This is a genomic window from Clostridium sp., from assembly GCF_050717545.1.
GTDB lineage: Bacteria > Bacillota > Clostridia > Clostridiales > Clostridiaceae > Clostridium_AD.
Window position 1 is genome coordinate 127,409 of sequence record NZ_JBOITN010000019.1, and the last position, 18,900, is coordinate 146,308.

Annotated in this window: 15 protein-coding genes and 1 other RNA gene; 12 read left to right on the top strand and 4 right to left on the bottom strand. The window is 31.5% G+C overall.

What is annotated here, in order from left to right; genetic code table 11:
* The first annotated feature begins 162 nt into the window (after positions 1-162).
* Together ACREVX_RS04865 and ACREVX_RS04870 are read left to right on the top strand one after the other, a co-directional pair.
* Positions 163-2,874 (top strand): chemotaxis protein CheB, encoded by a 2,712-nt coding sequence (locus ACREVX_RS04865; RefSeq protein ID WP_431543040.1) that lies wholly within the window; start codon positions 163-165, stop codon positions 2,872-2,874.
* 88 nt (positions 2,875-2,962) lie between these two features.
* Positions 2,963-3,946 carry a DUF3231 family protein gene (locus ACREVX_RS04870; protein ID WP_431543041.1) on the top strand — a complete coding sequence of 328 codons (984 nt, stop codon included), beginning with the start codon at positions 2,963-2,965 and terminating at the stop codon, positions 3,944-3,946.
* Positions 3,947-4,056: 110 nt separating this feature from the next.
* Here ACREVX_RS04870 and ACREVX_RS04875 read toward each other — a convergent pair whose 3' ends face one another.
* Positions 4,057-4,452 (bottom strand): hypothetical protein, encoded by a 396-nt coding sequence (locus tag ACREVX_RS04875; protein ID WP_431543042.1) that lies wholly within the window; start codon positions 4,450-4,452, stop codon positions 4,057-4,059.
* 276 nt (positions 4,453-4,728) lie between these two features.
* Here ACREVX_RS04875 and lepB point away from each other — a divergent pair, with 276 nt between their 5' ends.
* The 5 genes from lepB (at position 4,729) to ACREVX_RS04900 (ending at position 11,091) form a co-directional block, all read left to right on the top strand.
* A complete protein-coding gene (lepB, locus tag ACREVX_RS04880) occupies positions 4,729-5,244 on the top strand; it encodes a signal peptidase I (protein ID WP_431543043.1) in 516 nt (171 codons plus the stop codon).
* Positions 5,245-5,517: 273 nt separating this feature from the next.
* Entirely contained in the window at positions 5,518-5,877 is a 360-nt protein-coding gene (locus tag ACREVX_RS04885) for a PqqD family protein (protein ID WP_431543044.1), read from the top strand.
* A gap of 173 nt (positions 5,878-6,050) precedes the next feature.
* Complete coding sequence (gene pepV / locus ACREVX_RS04890; RefSeq protein WP_431543045.1) at positions 6,051-7,442, top strand: dipeptidase PepV; 1,392 nt, start codon at positions 6,051-6,053, stop codon at positions 7,440-7,442.
* 264 nt (positions 7,443-7,706) lie between these two features.
* The gene (locus tag ACREVX_RS04895; protein WP_431543046.1) at positions 7,707-8,795 is read left to right on the top strand and encodes a dipeptide epimerase; all 1,089 of its coding nucleotides are present in this window, start codon (positions 7,707-7,709) and stop codon (positions 8,793-8,795) included.
* A gap of 97 nt (positions 8,796-8,892) precedes the next feature.
* Positions 8,893-11,091, top strand: a complete 2,199-nt coding sequence (locus ACREVX_RS04900) for a HelD family protein (RefSeq protein WP_431543047.1) — start codon at positions 8,893-8,895, stop codon at positions 11,089-11,091.
* A 248-nt stretch (positions 11,092-11,339) separates the two neighbouring features.
* Here ACREVX_RS04900 and ACREVX_RS04905 read toward each other — a convergent pair whose 3' ends face one another.
* Complete coding sequence (locus tag ACREVX_RS04905; protein ID WP_431543048.1) at positions 11,340-12,266, bottom strand: transposase; 927 nt, start codon at positions 12,264-12,266, stop codon at positions 11,340-11,342.
* A gap of 349 nt (positions 12,267-12,615) precedes the next feature.
* On the opposite strand from ACREVX_RS04905, the gene ssrS reads away from it, so the two are divergent.
* The 4 genes from ssrS to ACREVX_RS04925 all read left to right on the top strand — a co-directional run bounded on the left by ssrS (position 12,616) and on the right by ACREVX_RS04925 (position 16,307).
* A non-coding RNA gene (gene ssrS, locus ACREVX_RS04910) (6S RNA) lies at positions 12,616-12,804 on the top strand.
* Between the two features lie 161 nt (positions 12,805-12,965).
* A complete protein-coding gene (locus ACREVX_RS04915) occupies positions 12,966-13,775 on the top strand; it encodes a hypothetical protein (protein WP_431543049.1) in 810 nt (269 codons plus the stop codon).
* A gap of 40 nt (positions 13,776-13,815) precedes the next feature.
* Positions 13,816-14,934: an ATP-binding protein gene (locus tag ACREVX_RS04920; protein ID WP_431543050.1), complete on the top strand. Its 1,119-nt coding sequence runs from the start codon at positions 13,816-13,818 to the stop codon at positions 14,932-14,934.
* A gap of 8 nt (positions 14,935-14,942) precedes the next feature.
* The gene (locus ACREVX_RS04925; protein WP_431543051.1) at positions 14,943-16,307 is read left to right on the top strand and encodes a vWA domain-containing protein; all 1,365 of its coding nucleotides are present in this window, start codon (positions 14,943-14,945) and stop codon (positions 16,305-16,307) included.
* A gap of 158 nt (positions 16,308-16,465) precedes the next feature.
* Here the strand turns inward: ACREVX_RS04925 and ACREVX_RS04930 are convergent, their stop codons facing one another.
* Entirely contained in the window at positions 16,466-16,729 is a 264-nt protein-coding gene (locus ACREVX_RS04930; protein ID WP_431543052.1) for a SemiSWEET transporter, read from the bottom strand.
* Between the two features lie 199 nt (positions 16,730-16,928).
* Between ACREVX_RS04930 and truA the strand changes: the two genes are divergently transcribed.
* Positions 16,929-17,666 (top strand): tRNA pseudouridine(38-40) synthase TruA, encoded by a 738-nt coding sequence (truA, locus tag ACREVX_RS04935; RefSeq protein WP_431543053.1) that lies wholly within the window; start codon positions 16,929-16,931, stop codon positions 17,664-17,666.
* Between the two features lie 119 nt (positions 17,667-17,785).
* Here the strand turns inward: truA and ACREVX_RS04940 are convergent, their stop codons facing one another.
* Positions 17,786-18,898 carry a DUF362 domain-containing protein gene (locus tag ACREVX_RS04940; protein WP_431543054.1) on the bottom strand — a complete coding sequence of 371 codons (1,113 nt, stop codon included), beginning with the start codon at positions 18,896-18,898 and terminating at the stop codon, positions 17,786-17,788.
* Between the last annotated feature and the right edge of the window lie 2 nt (positions 18,899-18,900).

Here is an 18,900-nt window from a genome sequence, read left to right on the forward strand (position 1 = left end):
TAATTATGACATATATCCGAGTCTATTTTCATTATATGTCTAAAATAGATTTTTTTAAAAATAATATAGAAAATTATAAGCTATTATAGTTTGGGTGCAAATAATTTGTTATAATAAGAATATAAGATGATGGGTTTATTAATTTGTGAATGGAGGGCCAGGATGAAAGAGAATAAGAACTTAGATACTAACGTTATGATTAAAAGTTCTGGAGATAATGAAACTAAAAACTATAATGTAAAAGTAGGTTTTTCAATTGTAGGTATAGGGGCCTCTGCAGGAGGACTAGATGCTCTGTCGACTTTCCTAAGTAATGTTCCTAAAAATTGCGGATTAGCTTTTGTTATCGTTCAGCATATGGAAAAGAATAGTAAGAGTATTTTGGTGGAGTTACTTAAAAAGGATACTAGTATGAAGGTTACTCAGGCATATGAGAAATTATCAGTTGAGCCTGATTGCGTCTATGTAATTCCTCCAAATAAGAATATGTCTATTAAGAATAATACGTTACATATTTTTGATTATATTGAGAGTATTGAGCCCCACACTTTGCATTTGCCCATAGATTTCTTTTTTTCATCTCTAGCAAAGGATAAGCATGAGAGCGGTATTGGTGTTATTCTCTCAGGTATGGGTAGCGATGGTACAGCAGGACTCAGAGAAATTAAGGAAAATGGAGGAGGCACTTTTATCCAGGAACCGTCCTCGGCTAAATTTAAGGACATGCCTCTTAGCGCCGTTGAGAGAGGCCTAGCAGACGTTATATCAACAGTCGAGACAATGCCTTCTAAAATTATTTCATATCTTGAGAACAAGCAGATGGTTGACAAGAACGGCGAAGCTAAACTCAAGGGTTACTTCGACAATATTATAGGGATGTTACGATCACATACAGGTCATGATTTTTCTTCATATAAAAAAAGCACCATACAACGTAGGATTGAGCGGTGTATGGTTATTCATAAAATTGATGATATAGCCACTTATGTCGACTTTTTAAAGGAGAACCCTCAGGAACTAAATTTGCTATTTAAGGAATTTTTAATTGGGGTTACCAGTTTCTTTAGAGAGCAGGTGGAGTGGGATTTACTAAAGAATAAAGTTATACCAGCACTCTTAGAGCAGAGGTCGCCTACTGATACGGTTCGAGTTTGGATATCTGGCTGTTCCACCGGCCAAGAGGCTTACTCCTTAGCGATTGTCTTCAAAGACGTTATGGATAAGTTAAAGCCTTACAAAGATTTTTCTGTTCAGATTTTTGCTACTGATCTTGACCAAGAAGCTATTGATAAAGCCCGGGAGGGTATTTTCGCGGCGAGTATCTCAAAAGAGGTGTCTAACCAGCGCCTGGATAAGTATTTCGTTAAGGTGGATCGTGGATATCAGGTCAACAAGGACATTCGTGATATGGTCATATTTGCTCAGCAGAACATGATTAAGGATCCCCCATTTACAAAAATTGATATAATGATCTGCAGGAACCTGCTTATTTACCTTACGTCAGAAATCCAGAAAAAGCTCATTCCACTTTTTCACTACAGTCTCAATAGTGGCGGATTTTTGTTTTTAGGAAGTGCGGAATCAGTTGGGAACTTTACAGAGCTTTTTAAACCGCTTGATCTCAAATCGCGAATTTATCAGAGGCTTAGACCCCTAATCCAGGCGGAGCCTATAGAATTTCCTAACTCATTTGCACCGTATCAACCGGAAGTGAACCATCCATCGGATGAGGTTCAGAACATGCAGTCTCTGGCTGATCAACTGATTTTACAATATTATTCACCAGCTGCCGTGCTCGTCAATGGTAAAGGTGATATTCTCTACATAACTGGGCGAACAGGTAAGTACTTGGAACCTGCTGCCGGCAAGGCTAATTGGAATATTTTTGCTATGGCTCGTGAGGGGCTAAATTATAAACTCAATGACGCCTTCTACAAGGCTGCTCGGTTAAAAGAGGTAGTTAATTCTAAGAAGGTTGTCGTGTTAAGCGAGAGTGGGACGATCATGGTTGATATAACAATTAATCCGCTCAAAGAGCCAGAGGCGCTGCGAGGGATGGTAATGATCGTTTTTACCGACGTGACCATGCCTAATGAAGTCAAAAGTCTAACAACAGCCGAAGAAATGCCAGCGATTAATAAGCGTGAGGAGGAACTGAAGAGAGAACTATTACAAACTCGTCAAATGTGGCAAGTTGCTGGTGCAGAAATGCAGATATCACAAGAGGAATTTAAAGCCAGCAATGAGGAGCTCCAGTCATGTAACGAAGAACTCCAGTCTACAAACGAGGAACTTACAACAACAAAGGAAGAAGTACAGTCCTCAAATGAAGAGCTAAAGACAATTAATTACGAACTACAGGTTAAGTTAGATAATCTGTCACTAGTCACAGGAGATATGAAAAATCTAATGGACAGCACTAAAATTGCCACTTTATTTTTGGATAAAACGTTGCTTGTTAAGCACTTCACCGATCAAATGACTGTAGTTTCTAGGTTGATTCGCAGTGATGTGGGTCGACCAATCACTGATATTGCATCAGATATTATTTATCCAGAACTTACAGAGGATGTTAGGAATGTGCAACGTACGTTGAAATGCGTTGAAAAACAGGTAATGGCTCGTAATGGGAGTTGGTTTAACGCTAGAATTCTGCCTTATAAGACGTTAGAGGGAAAAGCCGATGGAGTAGTCATAACTTTTGTAGATATCACTAAGTCTAAAGTGATTGAGGCGGAACTTAGCAAGTCAAAATTGGCTTTGCAGCAACAAGTTGAAGATCAAGACAAGGAGTTATTACTAGTAAATAATAAGCTAATGAACGAAGGAGAGAGAGCTAACACGGAAGTTGCAGCATCTAAAGATTTAGAGTAGTAAGTTATAAGTATTTCGCCTCTCAAGGTATATGTAAGAGGATTTTACACATACTAACAATAATATTTATAATTGAGGGGTGATAATATTGGATATAATTTCATTAATAAAGAAAGTTAAGAAGAGAGATGACGTTATAGATATACAGGAGGCATATAATATATATAGTCTTCTAAGAGCAAGATATGTTAGTACTCAAACAGTTCAATTATTTAAGAACTTTGTTCATGATGTAAGTTGGGAAGTAGTCCTAGATGGATTTCAGAAAAATTTTGAAAATCAAATAGATAATTTAGAGAAATTAGGCGAAGAATTTCGTATCATAATGCCAAACAGACCTCCAGTGGACGTTAAGTTTGCAACCCGGATTAATGATATAACGGATGATTATATCTATAAAAAGATATACCATGACCTTGTAGCGCAGCTGATGTCTCTTAGCCATGCTGTTCGTTCAACCAGTACTAACGATAATTTAAGAAATACTATCATACAAGATTTGAAAACTCATTTTGAGGATTTTGATCGTCTTTATAAGTTTGGTAAATTAAAGGGCTGGGAGGAGACATATCCTACATACAAGACCGCTATCGTCCAGGTAAGAGAAGAGCTTTCTACGTCAGAAGCATTTCATATTTGGGATCATATTGTTATGAGATATGAACAAATTGAACTCATAGGCATATTTTCGGGTTTTGCTCATGATACTGAGTTTAAGGTAATACTTGCGCATGGGTTATATATTTATAATAAGCAGGTTAAAAAGCTAGAGAATTTAGCACTAAAACTTAATATACCGCTGCCTAACAGATCAGGATTGCCAGTAACAACGCCCATAGATCCTGAAATGATCACAGATAGGTTTATGTACCGAATTATTTTAAGTTGGCAATTATCGGCATTAGATGCTCATCTTAGAGCAATTATTGAGACTATTAGGAACGAAGAACTACGCAGATTATGGACCGATTTCCTTAATGTAGAGCTTGCTTATTACGATAAATATCTTAAGTATGGAAAAATGAAAGGTTGGACAAGAGTAGTTCCTATTTTTGGTGAGCCGGTTACATAGATTTTGGACAAATGAAAAAGCAAGAAAGTATAAAGTTGATTATAAGTCACTCTAAAATAGGGTGTCTTTTCTCATTCCTGCTGGAGATTTCTTTTTATAGCAAATAATTTTTATATTTTTTTCCTTTTATTTGATATAACAAAATAACTAATAACTTCCGTTAATAAAGCTAAAACTGCTCCAATTGCAACTATATATATATAACCTACGATGCTGGTTAGGTCACTCCAGCCAGGTGAAGCATTTCCGATAACTACATAAAACATATAAAATATGCCTAATATATTAGCCAGCGTATAAATGGTGAAAAATATCCGTTTGCCTAAAAAACCACCTATAATAGGTAGCAAAGCTGAACCAGTTGATATTATGAAAAGACCCAATATGTTTCTACCTAATATTTCACTGCCAAGCATGACTCTAGTTGTAAGTAAACTAATAAATATTACTATTATATATAATATAAAAACGCCAATCCACTGATTTGATTTTTTTTGTGGTATCATAATTTTCCTCCTCTAATTATTTTATAAACAAACTAGGTATTATATTATATATTGTAACATTTCAAACACCTTGTAGCCAGACTTATTGTAGCTCATCATCTTGCTTATACATATGCTTTGTTTGACGCATGACGCTCATACCAACTAGCTAAGTAAAAGAATTAATGTGTATCCAAAGAGAAGTTATAATATTTATTAACATAAAATAAGCAGAATGATGATATATTATATATATTGTGATAAAATGTTAAGGATTAGATTTGAGAGGAGATAATAATGGATTTTGCAAAAAGAATATTTCAAGATTGGATATTACCTATAGTAGCGGCCATTATAATAGCTTTTATTATAAATAAGGTTGTTTTCTTTAACGTTACGGTTCCAACAGGATCTATGCTGCCAACTATACAACTAAATGATAAGATTTTAGTAACGCGAGTTCATAATAAAAATAACCTTAACCATGGGGATATAGTAGTTTTTCATTCGGATGAATTAGATGAAGATTTGATAAAAAGACTTATTGGATTACCAAATGATGTAGTAGATATTAAAGATGATGGATCTGTGTATATAAATGGAGATAAGACGGTTGAAAGTTACGTTAAATTTCCAGGTGGTAAAACAGGAAAATTCACAGTTCCAGAAGATAGTTACTTTTTTATGGGAGATAATAGGATTAATTCTTTAGATGCCAGATATTGGGATAAACCTTTTATACCTAAGAAGGACATAATGGGAAAGGCAAGGATTATAATTAGTCCGTTTAGTAGATTTGGAAAATTAAAATAAGAAAGAAAAAAGTATAAAACATTTGTTAGAAACATTAACTCTAAACTATATTTACATATTTAGATGGAAATGACACATTATCTACATTGATGTTCATTGCATTAGGGATATGGAGGTACATTTTTGCTCAAAGGTAGACAAAACAGCTCTTTAATATTATAATTTAAGTACAGTAATTAAATATAGTGTTTATTATTTAAGCTAATAAATAATAAAGTAAAAAATATAAGTTAAGAGCCGTTATGGCTCTTAGCTGTTTTGTAGGTGAAATATATGTTTAATAATAAAAATAAAGAAAAATCTAAAGAAAAATTTTTACTATATAAACCATTACGAAAAATTGAGCACTGGGAATTAAATGAAAATAAAGTGAAATTGTTTTTTAGCCATAGTAAACCGATAGAGAAATTCCAAAGGTGGATTATGAAAAAATCAAATGTTAATGATATAGAGCTAGACGAAAGAGGTTCTATGGTTTGGCAACTTTGTGATGGAACTAAAACTGTTTATGACATTGCTTTGGCTATGACTAAAACATTTAATGAGAGTGAGCAAATTTCTATTGAAAAATTAATTGTGTTTTTAAAGTACTTATCTCGAAGTGGATGGATCACTTTAAAAACGAATAAATGATATTATAATTTAATAAAGGAACTAAGTGGATAAAGCCACTAAAGTGGGTGAAGCTATATAAGTAGGTAATCTATGTTGGTAGGTAATCTATGTTGGTAGTTAATTTATGTTAGTAATTAATCTACGTAAGTAGATAATCTACGTAAGTAGATTATTAATGGAGGGGAAAGAATATGGAATTAAACAATTTAATTGATGTTATGAAAGAAGATATTATTAGCTCTACTCAAGAAATTATAAAAATTAAGAGTATAGAGAGCGATGCAAAACCTGGGAAACCTTTTGGAGAAGGAGTAAATAAAGCTCTAGAATGCGCACTTGGTATTGCAAAAGACCTAGGGTTTCATACGGTTAACTTAGATGGCTATGTTGGATATGCAGAGTACGGTCAAGGCGAGGATTATGTTTTAGCACTAGGCCACTTGGATGTGGTGCCTGAAGGAAATGGTTGGATTTATCCAGCTTATGGCGCAGAAATTCACGACGGTAAAATGTACGGACGTGGAACTACAGATGATAAAGGACCAATAATGGCTACGCTTTATGGATTAAAAGCTATTAAAGATGCAAAACTTCCGCTTTCTAAAAGAATTAGAATTTTATTCGGTACTAATGAAGAAACAGGAAGCAAAGAACTTGATTATTATTTAGAAAGAGAAAAACCACCAGTTGCTGGTTTTACACCAGATGCGGATTATCCAATAATTAATGGTGAAAAAGGTATAACTATCTTTAATATCGTGAAAGATTTTAAAGTTAAAAATAAGAGCGATAACTTTATTAAATATATTAAAGGTGGTCAGGCTGCAAATATGGTACCTGATTATTGTGAAGCTGGAATAATAACTACTAATGCAGAAAGTATTGTTAGTGCATTAAGAATTTTTGTAAAAGATGATGATTCTAAACTTTCGGCAGTAGTTAATAAAGATATGATAATAATTAAATCTAAAGGTGAATCCGCTCATGGAAGTTTACCAGAACTTGGACAGAATGCTATAATGCAATTATTAGCTTTTCTTGGAACTATTGATTTTGGTACAAATGATATATCAGAATTTATAAAATTTGTTAATGAGAATATAGGCATGGAAGTACATGGAGAGTCTTTTGGAGTTTGTCTTGAAGATGAAATGTCAGGTAAAGTGTCCTTTAATGTTGGAACATTAAATATGGATGATAACTCAGCCACTATGACATTAAATTTAAGATATCCTGTAACTAGTAAGTTGGAAGATATGATGAATCCATTTAATAATAAAATTGATGGAACTGGGATAAGAATAGAGAAATTTGAACATCAAAAACCATTATATTTTTCACCAGATAGTCCAATTATAAAAACACTTCAAGAGGTTTATACAAAGCAGACTGGAGAAGAAGCAAAACTAGTATCAATAGGTGGAGGAACTTATGCTAAAGAAATGCCTAATATTGTAGCTTTTGGACCAATGTTTCCAGGAGAACTAGACACTATTCATAAACCAAACGAATATATAACAATAGATAATTTGATTAAGAATGCTAAAATATACGCTAATGCATTGTATGAACTGGCAAAATAAGCTTTTCTGTGAATACAAAACTTATTATATCATGTGATTTTTGGTAAAAATAAATAAAAATTAGACCTATATCTTATAAACCAAGATGTAGGTTTTAGTGTTTTAAAGCAGTTAAATTATCTCCTACGGAGCTGCATTTAGTTTAAATTTATAAAACTATAGAATTAAAATAGATGTAGATGTATAATGCAATATTAGGCTATTAATAATTTATAAAAAAATGTATATACTATAATAAATATAAAACTTTAGTGGGGGATAATTATGAAAATACAAGATATAAAAATTGGGAAAATGAGTACTGCTTTAAAACAACCATATAGAGTAGGCAAGAGGATCCTTACTTTCTCCGATGAAATAGTTATAAAGATGATTTCAGATACGGGGGAAGTTGGATATGGTAGTGCGGCTCCAACGCCTTCCATAACAGGGGAAACTGAAAATTCCATTATTGGAGCAATAAATTATATTAAACCTGAAATTATAGGTTTAGACATTGATAATCTTGAAGAAATTATGAAAGTAATTCATAATTCTATGCACGCAAATAATAGCGCGAAAGCTGCTATTGATGTTGCTATTTATGATTTGCTTTGCAAAAAATATGGAGTTCCACTTTATAAATTTTTGGGCGGATATAAAACTTCATTAACTACAGATCTTACAATAGCAAATGATACGGTGGAACAAATGGTAACAAAATCATTAGAGGCTGTTATGGCTGGTTATACATTTTTAAAAGTGAAAGTTGGAAATCATATAGATCTTGATATAGAAAGGGTTAAAGCAGTAAGAAAAGCAGTAAGGCGAGGAATAAAAATCAGAGTAGATGCTAACCAAGGTTGGAGACCAAAGGAAGCTGTAAGTATCATTAGAAAATTTGAAGATATGGGTCTTGATATTGAGTTTGTTGAGCAACCAGTTAATGCTTGGGATATAGATGGTCTTAAGTATGTTACTGACAACGTTGAAACGAAAATCCTTGCAGATGAGGCAGTTTTTGGACCATCGGATGCTTTTAAAATAATTGAAAGAAGAGCAGCGGACCTTATAAGTATAAAACTTATGAAGTGTGGAGGCATAAATAACGCAATAAAGATATATAATATGGCAGAAAATATGGGTATAAGGTGCATGATGGGTTGTATGCTAGAGAGTAGAATAGGAATAACAGCAGCAGCCAGTTTTGCAGCATCAAAATCAAATATGATTAAAGCGGATCTAGACACTATGCTACTTTTTGAAGAGGAGGCAGTAATTGGTGGGGCAAACATCGTAGGAAATACTATATCTATTAGTGATTCACCAGGTCTTGGCATTGTTGATTTAATTGGATGGCATGAAATATTTTAGACATAAGAAGTTAATAAAATTTAAATAAATAACATGTGGAATTGTTATTACCTTTAATATTTATCGTATGAGGAAATATAACAAATAAAATGGGGTGATGGTTTTGAATAATAATGAAAATGATATTGATTCTAAACTTATAGAGGTAGAATTAAAAAAGCAAATTGAATTTAATATAGAAAAAGAACACTTAAAGGTCGCTTGTGAAATTATTAGTGAAGAAATCTTAAAATATATTGAAAAAAGAAAAGAAATCACAAAATATATTTTAGATTATAGGAAAAAAGTTATTGAAGACTATAGAGATGATGAAGACATGGTTATAGAATATTTTGATCACGAGATATACGTAAAAGAAGAAGCTTTTAAAACTATTGATAAAAGACTTAAGGAACTAACTGCGCTTAAGAGCTCTCCATATTTTGGGAGAATTGACTTTTCAGAAGAAGACTATGGCATTAATGAAATGTATGTAGGTAGATTTGGAGTAACTCCAGATAATACCTATGAACCATTAATAGTAGATTGGAGAGCCCCAGTTGCGTCTTTATTTTATACTGGTTCTTTAGGCGATGCTTTTTATGATGCTCCTAAAGATAAAATATTAGTTAACATTTTAGGTAAAAGACAGTTTATTATTAAAAAAGAAAAGCTTATGGGCATGTTTGATTCAGCACTTGACGTAAAAGATGAAATACTTCAAATGGTGCTTAGTAGCAATGCAGGAGAAAAACTAAAAGATATAATAATGACAATACAAAAGGAACAAGATGATTTAATAAGACAACCAAGACTACAAACTATTGTAGTTGATGGTGTTGCTGGTAGTGGGAAAACTACTATAGCACTTCATAGGGTAGCATATTTACTTTATAATTATAGGAAAATACTTGAAGATAAGGTTTTGATATTAGGACCTAATAATGTATTTATGGAATACATATCATCAGTGTTACCAAGCCTTGGAGAGTCAGGAGTTAAGCAAACAACGTTTAGAGATTTTGCTTTTGATATTTTAGAGTTAAATGAAGTAATGAGTTTAAAAGAATACATGGAGAAAGTACTTGGTGGCGAGGAAGAATTTACAAAGGATATTATGTATAAAAATTCTGATATGTATAAAGACTTCCTTGACCAGGAAATAGAAAAACTAGATAATGAATACTTTGAGATTGAAAATTTATATTTTATGGACGAACTTGTACTATCTAAAAAAGATATAAGTGATATGTTCACTATTCATTATAAAACTATGCCTTTATTTAGAAGAAGTATGAAAATTAAAAGAATTATTTATTTGAAAATAAGTGAGGCTAGAGATGAAAAAGTAAGATTTATACAAAAAGAATATGCAAAAGCAGTAGCCGCACTGTCTGATGATGAGCAGGATTATAAAGTAAATGATTTAGATTTTAATAGAAGACTTAAAATTAGAGAAGTTATCAAAGAAGTGATAGAACTAAAAAGTAAACTTACTTGGATTGAAAATGGTAACTGTGTTGATTTGTATAACAAAATAAACGGTTATAAACAATTAACTGAAAATGATTTAGGAGGTATATTGTACCTTAAAATTAAGTTAGAAGGTATTAAAATGCCTCAGGAAATAAAACATGTAGTTATAGATGAAGCGCAAGACTATAGTAGTCTTCAATTTTGGGTTATAAAGGAATTAACAAAATGTACTTCACTAACTATAGTTGGAGATAGCAATCAAAGGTTAATACCTTTTGAGGGAAAATTACCAATGCATGATATAAAAAACATACTTCCACGTTGTAATGTACAGGAGTTTAAATTAAATACGAGTTATAGATCAACAAGGGAAATTATGGAGTATGCTAATAAATATTTGCATGATGAACCTATTATACCTATAGTAAGAAACGGTGAGGTGGTAACGGAAAAATTAATTACAGATAAGGGTGAACTTAAAAAATTCATATTTGAAAAGATTGAATACTTTAAAGGTAAGACTTATGAAAATATTGCAATTATATGCAAAGATATAAAAGAAACACAAGAAATGTATGAATTAATTAATGAAAACACAAATATTAGAATTATAAATGAAGAGAATGCGGTTTATCATAGCGGAATTGTTGTTCTTCCATCGTATTTTGCAAAGGGACTTGAATTTGACGCGGTTATAATGGTGTTAAATAAGCAAAGCGAAATGGGCGAAGCTAAATCAGATGACTTGCGCAGTGAGTATATGCAAGAAGATAAACTTAGATATGTTATGGCAACTAGGGCGCTTCATGAACTTCATGTCGCTTTCAAAAAAATGGTGTAACAACAATAAACAAAAAAAGAATAAGAGTGGGACGGTTAACAATCTGTTAACCTTTATCTTGGTACAAGTTTTCTCTGAAAACTTGTATCTTTTTGATTAAATAGATTTTTATTAATCATTATTTTATATTACTTACATGGTTACATCAATGAAATATTATAAAATAAGTGCTTGTCCAATTTCTTAATTAATAAAAAAATCTTTATTAGTAAGTGGATTTTTTTTAGTAATGGGTTAAATAGTTGATTTTAAACATAGCATTTAAGGAAATCCTGAATTATATTTTCATATTTAGTGTCTGTTCCAATTAGATTTATACCAATAGTGCTTAATTTGGATACTCTGGCCTGCGTAATGTTCCCTAGTGCACTAGTTATATCGCTAGATTTAAAATTGCACAGGCTCCTCATTAGAACAACTACTAAAGCTTTGGCATTCACAAGATTTCTGCAAAATTTCATGTGAATATGAAATTTTGAAATGTTCATTTCTTGCGCTATAAATTCTACTATGTCTTCTGGTTTAATATTCCTTACAAGCAGTCTTCTTTCACTTCTATATTCTGTTTTCCCATCTTCAAATTCAATGTCTTGTTCTAAATTTCCTTGCTCTAAATTTTCTGTGCTATAGGGGTAAATAAGGTCATAATAGTTACTCCTAGCGGTTTTAAGGTTATTACCAAAGAGTTTCATAATGTATTCAAAATCAACTAAGTTGAGATGGTTATGCCTTTTTCCTAAAAATAATCCCAAACTAGAAAATGCGTATTCATCAGGACAAGTTCTATATTCAACTATAGACCTAGGGTTATTGTGCATATACAGTGATAATGTTTTTAAATACTTTTCACTATCAACTATTTTACTAGTAAACCTATCTTTGAAAAGATGGCCATCTCTTTCATATTTCTTATTAAAATACATTGCATAAGAAAAATTTATTCCATGCATTACCTTTGATATATCTGAGCCATTAGCATCAATAATAAGGTGTGCATGGTTATCCATAAGGCAGTACCCGTAAATTTTAAAATTATAGAGAGTTTTATATTTTTTTATAAGAAATAAGTATTTCTGCTTATCCGAAGCATCTCTAAATAAAATTATTTCACTAATACTTTTGGATATAATATGAAATATCGATTCAGTTGTTTTTACCCTTGCCATTCTTGGCATAATAAATCACCTCTTTGTTATATTTTTCTAAATTATTACCTATCTAGTCAGATGGTATTCAACTTTATAAGTGACAGGTTCAAATAGTTCAAATAGTTGAGATAGTTGTTAACTGTCCCAAAGAAAAGAAAAAGAGATAAGAGATGAAAGCTATAGCTGATTAGTTGTTAACCGTCCCCAAAATTATGTGCAAAATAAAATTATGTGCAAAATTATGTGGATAATTAATTTATAGAAATACATATATTGCTATTGAATTTTATTTTATATCTGATATAATAAAGTTAACACAAGATAACAGAAAGTTAACAATTTAAAGTAATTAAACGTGTCCAAAAGTTTCTAATTGTTATTTCTGAGATATTCGTGAAGCTCTTATTTTCAACCTACAATATTTATACGGGAGTTCAAGATCGAGGTGTAGATTTGGCTTATAAGCCCAGTGTTAAACTGGCAAGGACTGTTAAACATCCCTGAGGACACCCACCTATCATAAAGATAGGTGTAAAAATTAGGGCAACGGTATTTTGGATTAAATTTTTAAATATTGAGTGATTTATAAAAGAGATAGAAATATCTCTTTTTTATTGCGTTAAAAATTATGGACTGTTTTTTATGGTATAATTAGTATAAATTAGTAACGTATTTATTAACGTATCTATAAAATACAAAGTGATGACAAATATGGAGGTGAGTTATATGGGAGAAGAAAAGGCCATTAAGATGATAGAGAATAACCCGATTGTAATAAAAAATATTGATAATCCTAGTGATGAAATGAAACTTATGGCTATAAAAAAAGATGGGACAATGTTACGTTATATAAAAAATCCTACAGCTGAAATGCTGGAGCTTGCAATCAAAAGTAATTCTAGGGCAATTGAGTTTATAGAGAATCCTACGAATGAAATGAAAAGATATGTTGTATTAAAATCATGGAATAATTTGGAGTTTATTAAAAATCCTAGTGAAGAACTTATAAAAATAGGTATAGTTCAAAAGGGTTATGCAATAAAGTATGCTAAAAACCCAAGTCCACTCGTTCAAAAATTAGCTGTAGAAAAAGATTATGATTCTATAAAATTCATAAAAGACCCAATTGAAGAAGTGCAATTTTTGGCAATAGGTAAAAACTATAATGCTTTAAGATACATAGAAAATGCAACCTTAGACGCTGAAATAATGGCAATAAAGGAAAGTGAAGCCGCAATAAGGTTAATAATTAATATAGATGAAAATAAAAAAATATTGTTTTTAAAACATAATGTTTTGGTAATAAAATATTTTGCAGAAGGCCTTCCATTGGATGTTGTAGAAGAAGTTTTAAAAGAAGTATTATCGAAAGAAGAAACACCTGAAAAATATGTAAGGGATTTTATAAATTGTGAAAGCATAAATAAAAAACAGGGTAATATATCTATGGACAAAATAATTTTTATTTATAAGTATGGTAGTAAAGCCTGCAAAAGAATAGCAGTAGATGAAAAACTAAATATTATGAAAAACTAGAACTTAAAAAATCTGAATATGATGTTAGAAGGGATGAATTATGAATTTTAAAGATACTATGCAAAGCGTCGACCTTGTTATACAAACGAATGAAGTGCCACTAGTAGTAGGTGAGAGTGGTATAGGCAAAACTGCATTAGCTAAAACACTTGCAAAGGTAAAAGGCTGGAGCCTTGTTATTATAGATGGAAATCTTTTGAAAGAAGGAGAAATAGGTGGTCTCCCAACAGTTGAGGATTACAGTTTTAAAGATGCCAGTGGTAAGAACGTACGTGGAAAAAATACTGTTTATGCGGTTCACACAAAATTGCAGGAAATAGATAGTCTCATAAATGATGGTAAAGAAGTTTTTTTGTTTATTGATGAAATAAATCGTTGTGAGCATACAGTGCAACAGGAACTTATGAATCTTATATTAAATAGAGAGATAAATGGATATAAGTTAGATGGGAAAGTGAAAATACTTGCTGCAATGAATCCTTCTAGTAAATACGGAGAAGATTATGATTACCAGGTAGTTGATATGGATGCAGCGCAAGAAAACAGGTTTGTTTTGCTCCATATGAAATATGATTCATTAACTTGGATTTCTTGGGCTATTGAAAATAATTTGGAACAAAAGGTTATAGAGTTTATATCTACTTTCCCAGAATATTTACTTAGCGCTCAGGAAGGTGAGCAGACTAAAGCTACACCTAGAAGTTATGAACGGGTTTCTAAAAGTTATAAGATTTATAGAGAAAATAAGGATACAATATCCAAAAAAATATTTTTAAATATATTAAAAGGTAATATAGGCAATAGAATAGCTCATGAGTTTATGTCCTTTACGCAGGAGGATAATAAACCCCTGATTAATTATGATGATGTGTTTAATGGAGATGTATTATCAAAAGAGATAATTGAAACGGTTAAAAAGGAAAGTCATACTAGATTATATTTAATATCAAAAAATATTTTAGATATATTAGGAAAGAAAGAAATTGCAGATAAGGATATAAGCAGATTTGTAGAGTTTATAGAGTGTTACCCTGTGGATTTGGGGATAGGTATTATGCAAGATATTAAAGAAAGTAATAATAGTGTTTATAAATTATGTTTGGATAATGATGCTTTCATTGAAATGTATTTTAAAGCCTATAATGAAATAAAAGGCTAGGTGAAATTATGGGAAACAATTTTGAAAATCTTAAAAGTGAGCTTTATGATGAAATTTCTAATGTGAAAAGTATAAAAGACATGCCAAATAATTTTGCGCAAGATTTTATGAAACTCATTACAATGGTTAATTTTATGTTGATAGATGATAATGATAACTTTTATGGATATTTTCTACTTCAAATGTCTAGAGAAGTAAAATATGATTTAGGATCGCCAACGGCTGTGAATTTTAAATTATCTAAGTATGTTATTTATTTTAATCCTTATATTTTCTTAAATCTTACAGGAAATCAAATGAAGAGTACTATTAAACACGAGATTTATCACATATTATCTTCTCACTTAAATCGCGCTAAGGGTCTTAGAACAAAATATAGTACTTTAGCTATTAATATGGCAATGGATATAGTGGTTAATCAGTATTTAGATTATCTACCACCATATGCTATAACAATAGATGGGATAAATCTTAAATATAATATAAAGTTAGAAACTTATATGACTATGGAGTATTATGCTCATGAGATTCAAGAAGCCTTAAACTTACTGGAGCAAGAGGACGAGGATGAAGAAGATGTCTCTAAGGAGAAACTTGTACAAAAAGAATATGATGCAAGTAAAACTCATGATTTATGGGAAGAATCCATAGAAGTAGATGATGAAACTATTGAAAATTTCACTCAAAAATTTGTATCAATTGCAGAGAAAGGGAAAGTTCCTCTTTATCTTGAGGGAGTTCTCAAGGGACTTAAGAATGAAAAGGGCGAAATTCCTTGGAATCTATATTTAAAAAAGATAATGGGAACTTTAGAAAGTGATAAAAAAAAGACTGTAGCAAGGAGAAGTAGACGTCAACCTAACAGATTAGATTTACGAGGAGAACTTAGGGGACATACAGCTAGAATTGCTTTAGCTATAGATACAAGTGGTAGTATAAGTGATGAGGAGTTTGAGGGAGCAATAAAGGAAGTTTTTAATATTGTAAAAACTTATAAACATGAAATAACTTTCATTGAATGTGACACTCAGATAAGACAGGTATATAAAGTAAAATCAATTAATAGTATAAGGAAGCGTTCTAGTAGTCGTGGTGGTACAAAATTTACACCGGTTATTAATTATGTGAATAATACGGATACCAATGTATTGATATACTTTACAGATGGAAAAGGCGAAGAGAAATTAGATGAAATTCCAAAAGGTTATAAAATATTATGGGTTATATCAGGACGTGGGGATAAACTTTCATTAAAAGAACCTATTGGAACTATAAAAAAACTAAAACCTGTAGAGATAATAGAGGATACGCAGGAAAGATTAGATGTAATGGTTGATGGATTTTCTGCGAATAGTCATGAACCAATATATTAAGTATAGAGATTCTCCTGGGGGACTTGCAACATGAGCTCAAAGTGTGAAATTATATTAAGGAATTCTAATCTTTTGTAAATATAAAATTCTCTGTCGCTCACACTCGACGTCCTGTCTCGGGTTCGTTAGACTGCCTTTCTGGCAGTCTTATGAGAATTTTATTCTTTATTCTTTTTTAAATCATCTATGGTGTGTTTTAAAATTATTAATGCGAAGATAAGTGTTATACCATTTGCTAGGGCTATGGATGTTTGTTTTGTGTAAATTCCGTAAATAAACCATAGAAAAACTCCTATAGTAAACATCAGGTACATGCTTAATGAAATTCCTGATGTGTTTTTAGTTTTTATTACTTTAATTGCCTGTGGTAAAAAGGAAAGTGTTGTAAAAATTGCAGCCGTAAAGCCTAATATTGTAATCATTATTATCCCCCTAAAAATGTTATTAATTATTTATAGTTTTAGTATAACAGATTTAAAAGGTATATAGTTAATTTAGAGGGGTTAAGGTTTATTGTAAACAAAATGTAATGGATGTGTGTTATTATGGAAGATATAATTAAGATGGTTTTTAAGTGAATTAATTGGTGAATAATTAAACAAATTAAAGGCGGATAAATATATGAGAAATTTGAAGATGATATTAGAGTATGATGGAAGTAGATATAAAGGATGGCAAAAACAAGAAGATAATGATTTGACAGTGCAAGGGAAAGTGCAAAGCGTATTATCTAAAATGGCAGGAGAATCCATAGAGGTTGTAGGTTGCCATCGAACTGATGTTGGAGTTCATGCTGAAAATTATGTGGCGAATTTCCATATTGATAATGATCTAAGTATAGACGTTATAATGGATTACTTGTGTGAATTTTTACCAAGGGATATAGCGGTAAAATCAATAGTTGAAGCCAGTGAAAAGTTTTCTGCTGGATATAATATAAAATCAATAACTTATGTTTATAAGATAAATAATAATGACTTAAGAAGTGTGTTTAACAGAAAATATGTCTATCACTCTGAGCTTAATCTTGATTTAGATGAAATGAGAGTTGCAGCGCAACATTTAGTTGGAACTCATGATTTTCAAGGGTTTGCAACTGTGGCTACTAATACTAAGTCTACTGTTGAAACTATTAAGTACATAAATATAACAGAAGATAAGGGTTTAGTTGAAATAGAGATTAATGGTAATCAATTTTTGTGGAATATGTTAAGAATTGTTATAGCAAGTCTTATAGATATAGGCGAAGGAAAACTTATGGTAGAGGATATAGAAACATTGTTAAATGAAAAAACAGAGTCAAAATATACATTGATGGCTAAAACAAAAGGATTATCCTTAAGAAATGTTGAGTATTAGAGGATTTTACAATTTAACTACATTTCAGAGGGAAAGTCTCCCGCTTCTGTAAGTATATAAATAGAAAGAACACCAAAAGTTTATAAACTTTGGGGTTCTTTCTATTTAATTGTAAAGTATTATTTAACTGTTACTATTTCATATTCATCAGTACCAAATCCGATTGCTTTTGCATGGTCAATTCCAACCTTCCAATTTGTATCAGGATGAATATTCGTAAACTTATCGTCTCCCTCATGATAATGGTTATCTGAAAGCTCGCAACCATGTAATGCAGTTGCACTATTAACCATATCAACGCAGGCTTGATCTAAAGCTATTGGATCAAAGGATGCAGCAATACCTATATCTGGAATAATTGATACATCATTTTCTGGAGAACAATCACAGTTAGGTGAAACATTCATAATGAAGCTAATATGAAAATGTGGTTTATCTTTAATAACTGCATAGGTGTATTCTGCAATTTTTTCGTTAGCACTGTCTGCAGATTCATTCCATTTTATTGTTGCTGATCCGTAGTGACAGACAGCAACGCATTGACCACATCCTACGCATTTATCATAATCTATGGTTGCTTTTTTGTCTTCATTAAACGTAATTGCTTCATGCAAACAATGTTTAACACATTGACCACAGCTTACGCATTTACTATGTTTCATAAAAGGTTTTGACGCAGAATGCATTTCAAGTTTTCCTCCAACGGAGCCTGATCCCATACCTAGGTTTTTTAATGCTCCACCAAAGCCAGTCATTTCATGACCTTTAAAGTGAGTCATAGAAATAACTATATCTGAATCTGCGATAGCTGAACCTATTTTAGCAGTTTTGCAATGTTTTTGGTTGATTGGAATTTCTCTATAATCTCCACCCTTTAACCCATCTGCTATAATTACGTTGCATCCAACAGACATCGGATTAAAACCATTTTCCATGGCGGATTCAATATGGTCTACAGCATTATGTCGTCTTCCTGAGTATAAAGTATTTGCATCAGTAAGGAATGGCTTACCACCGAGTTCTTTTATAAGTTTAACAATACTTGCAGCATAGTTTGGCCTTATGTAGGAAAGATTTCCTGGTTCTCCAAAATGAATTTTTATAGCTACAAATTTATCGTTAAAATCAATATTTTTAATACCTGCCTGGGTTACAAGTTTCTGAAGTTTATCTAGTAAATTATATCCTGGTTTTGTCCTTAAGTTTGTAAAATATACTTTTGATTTTTCCATTA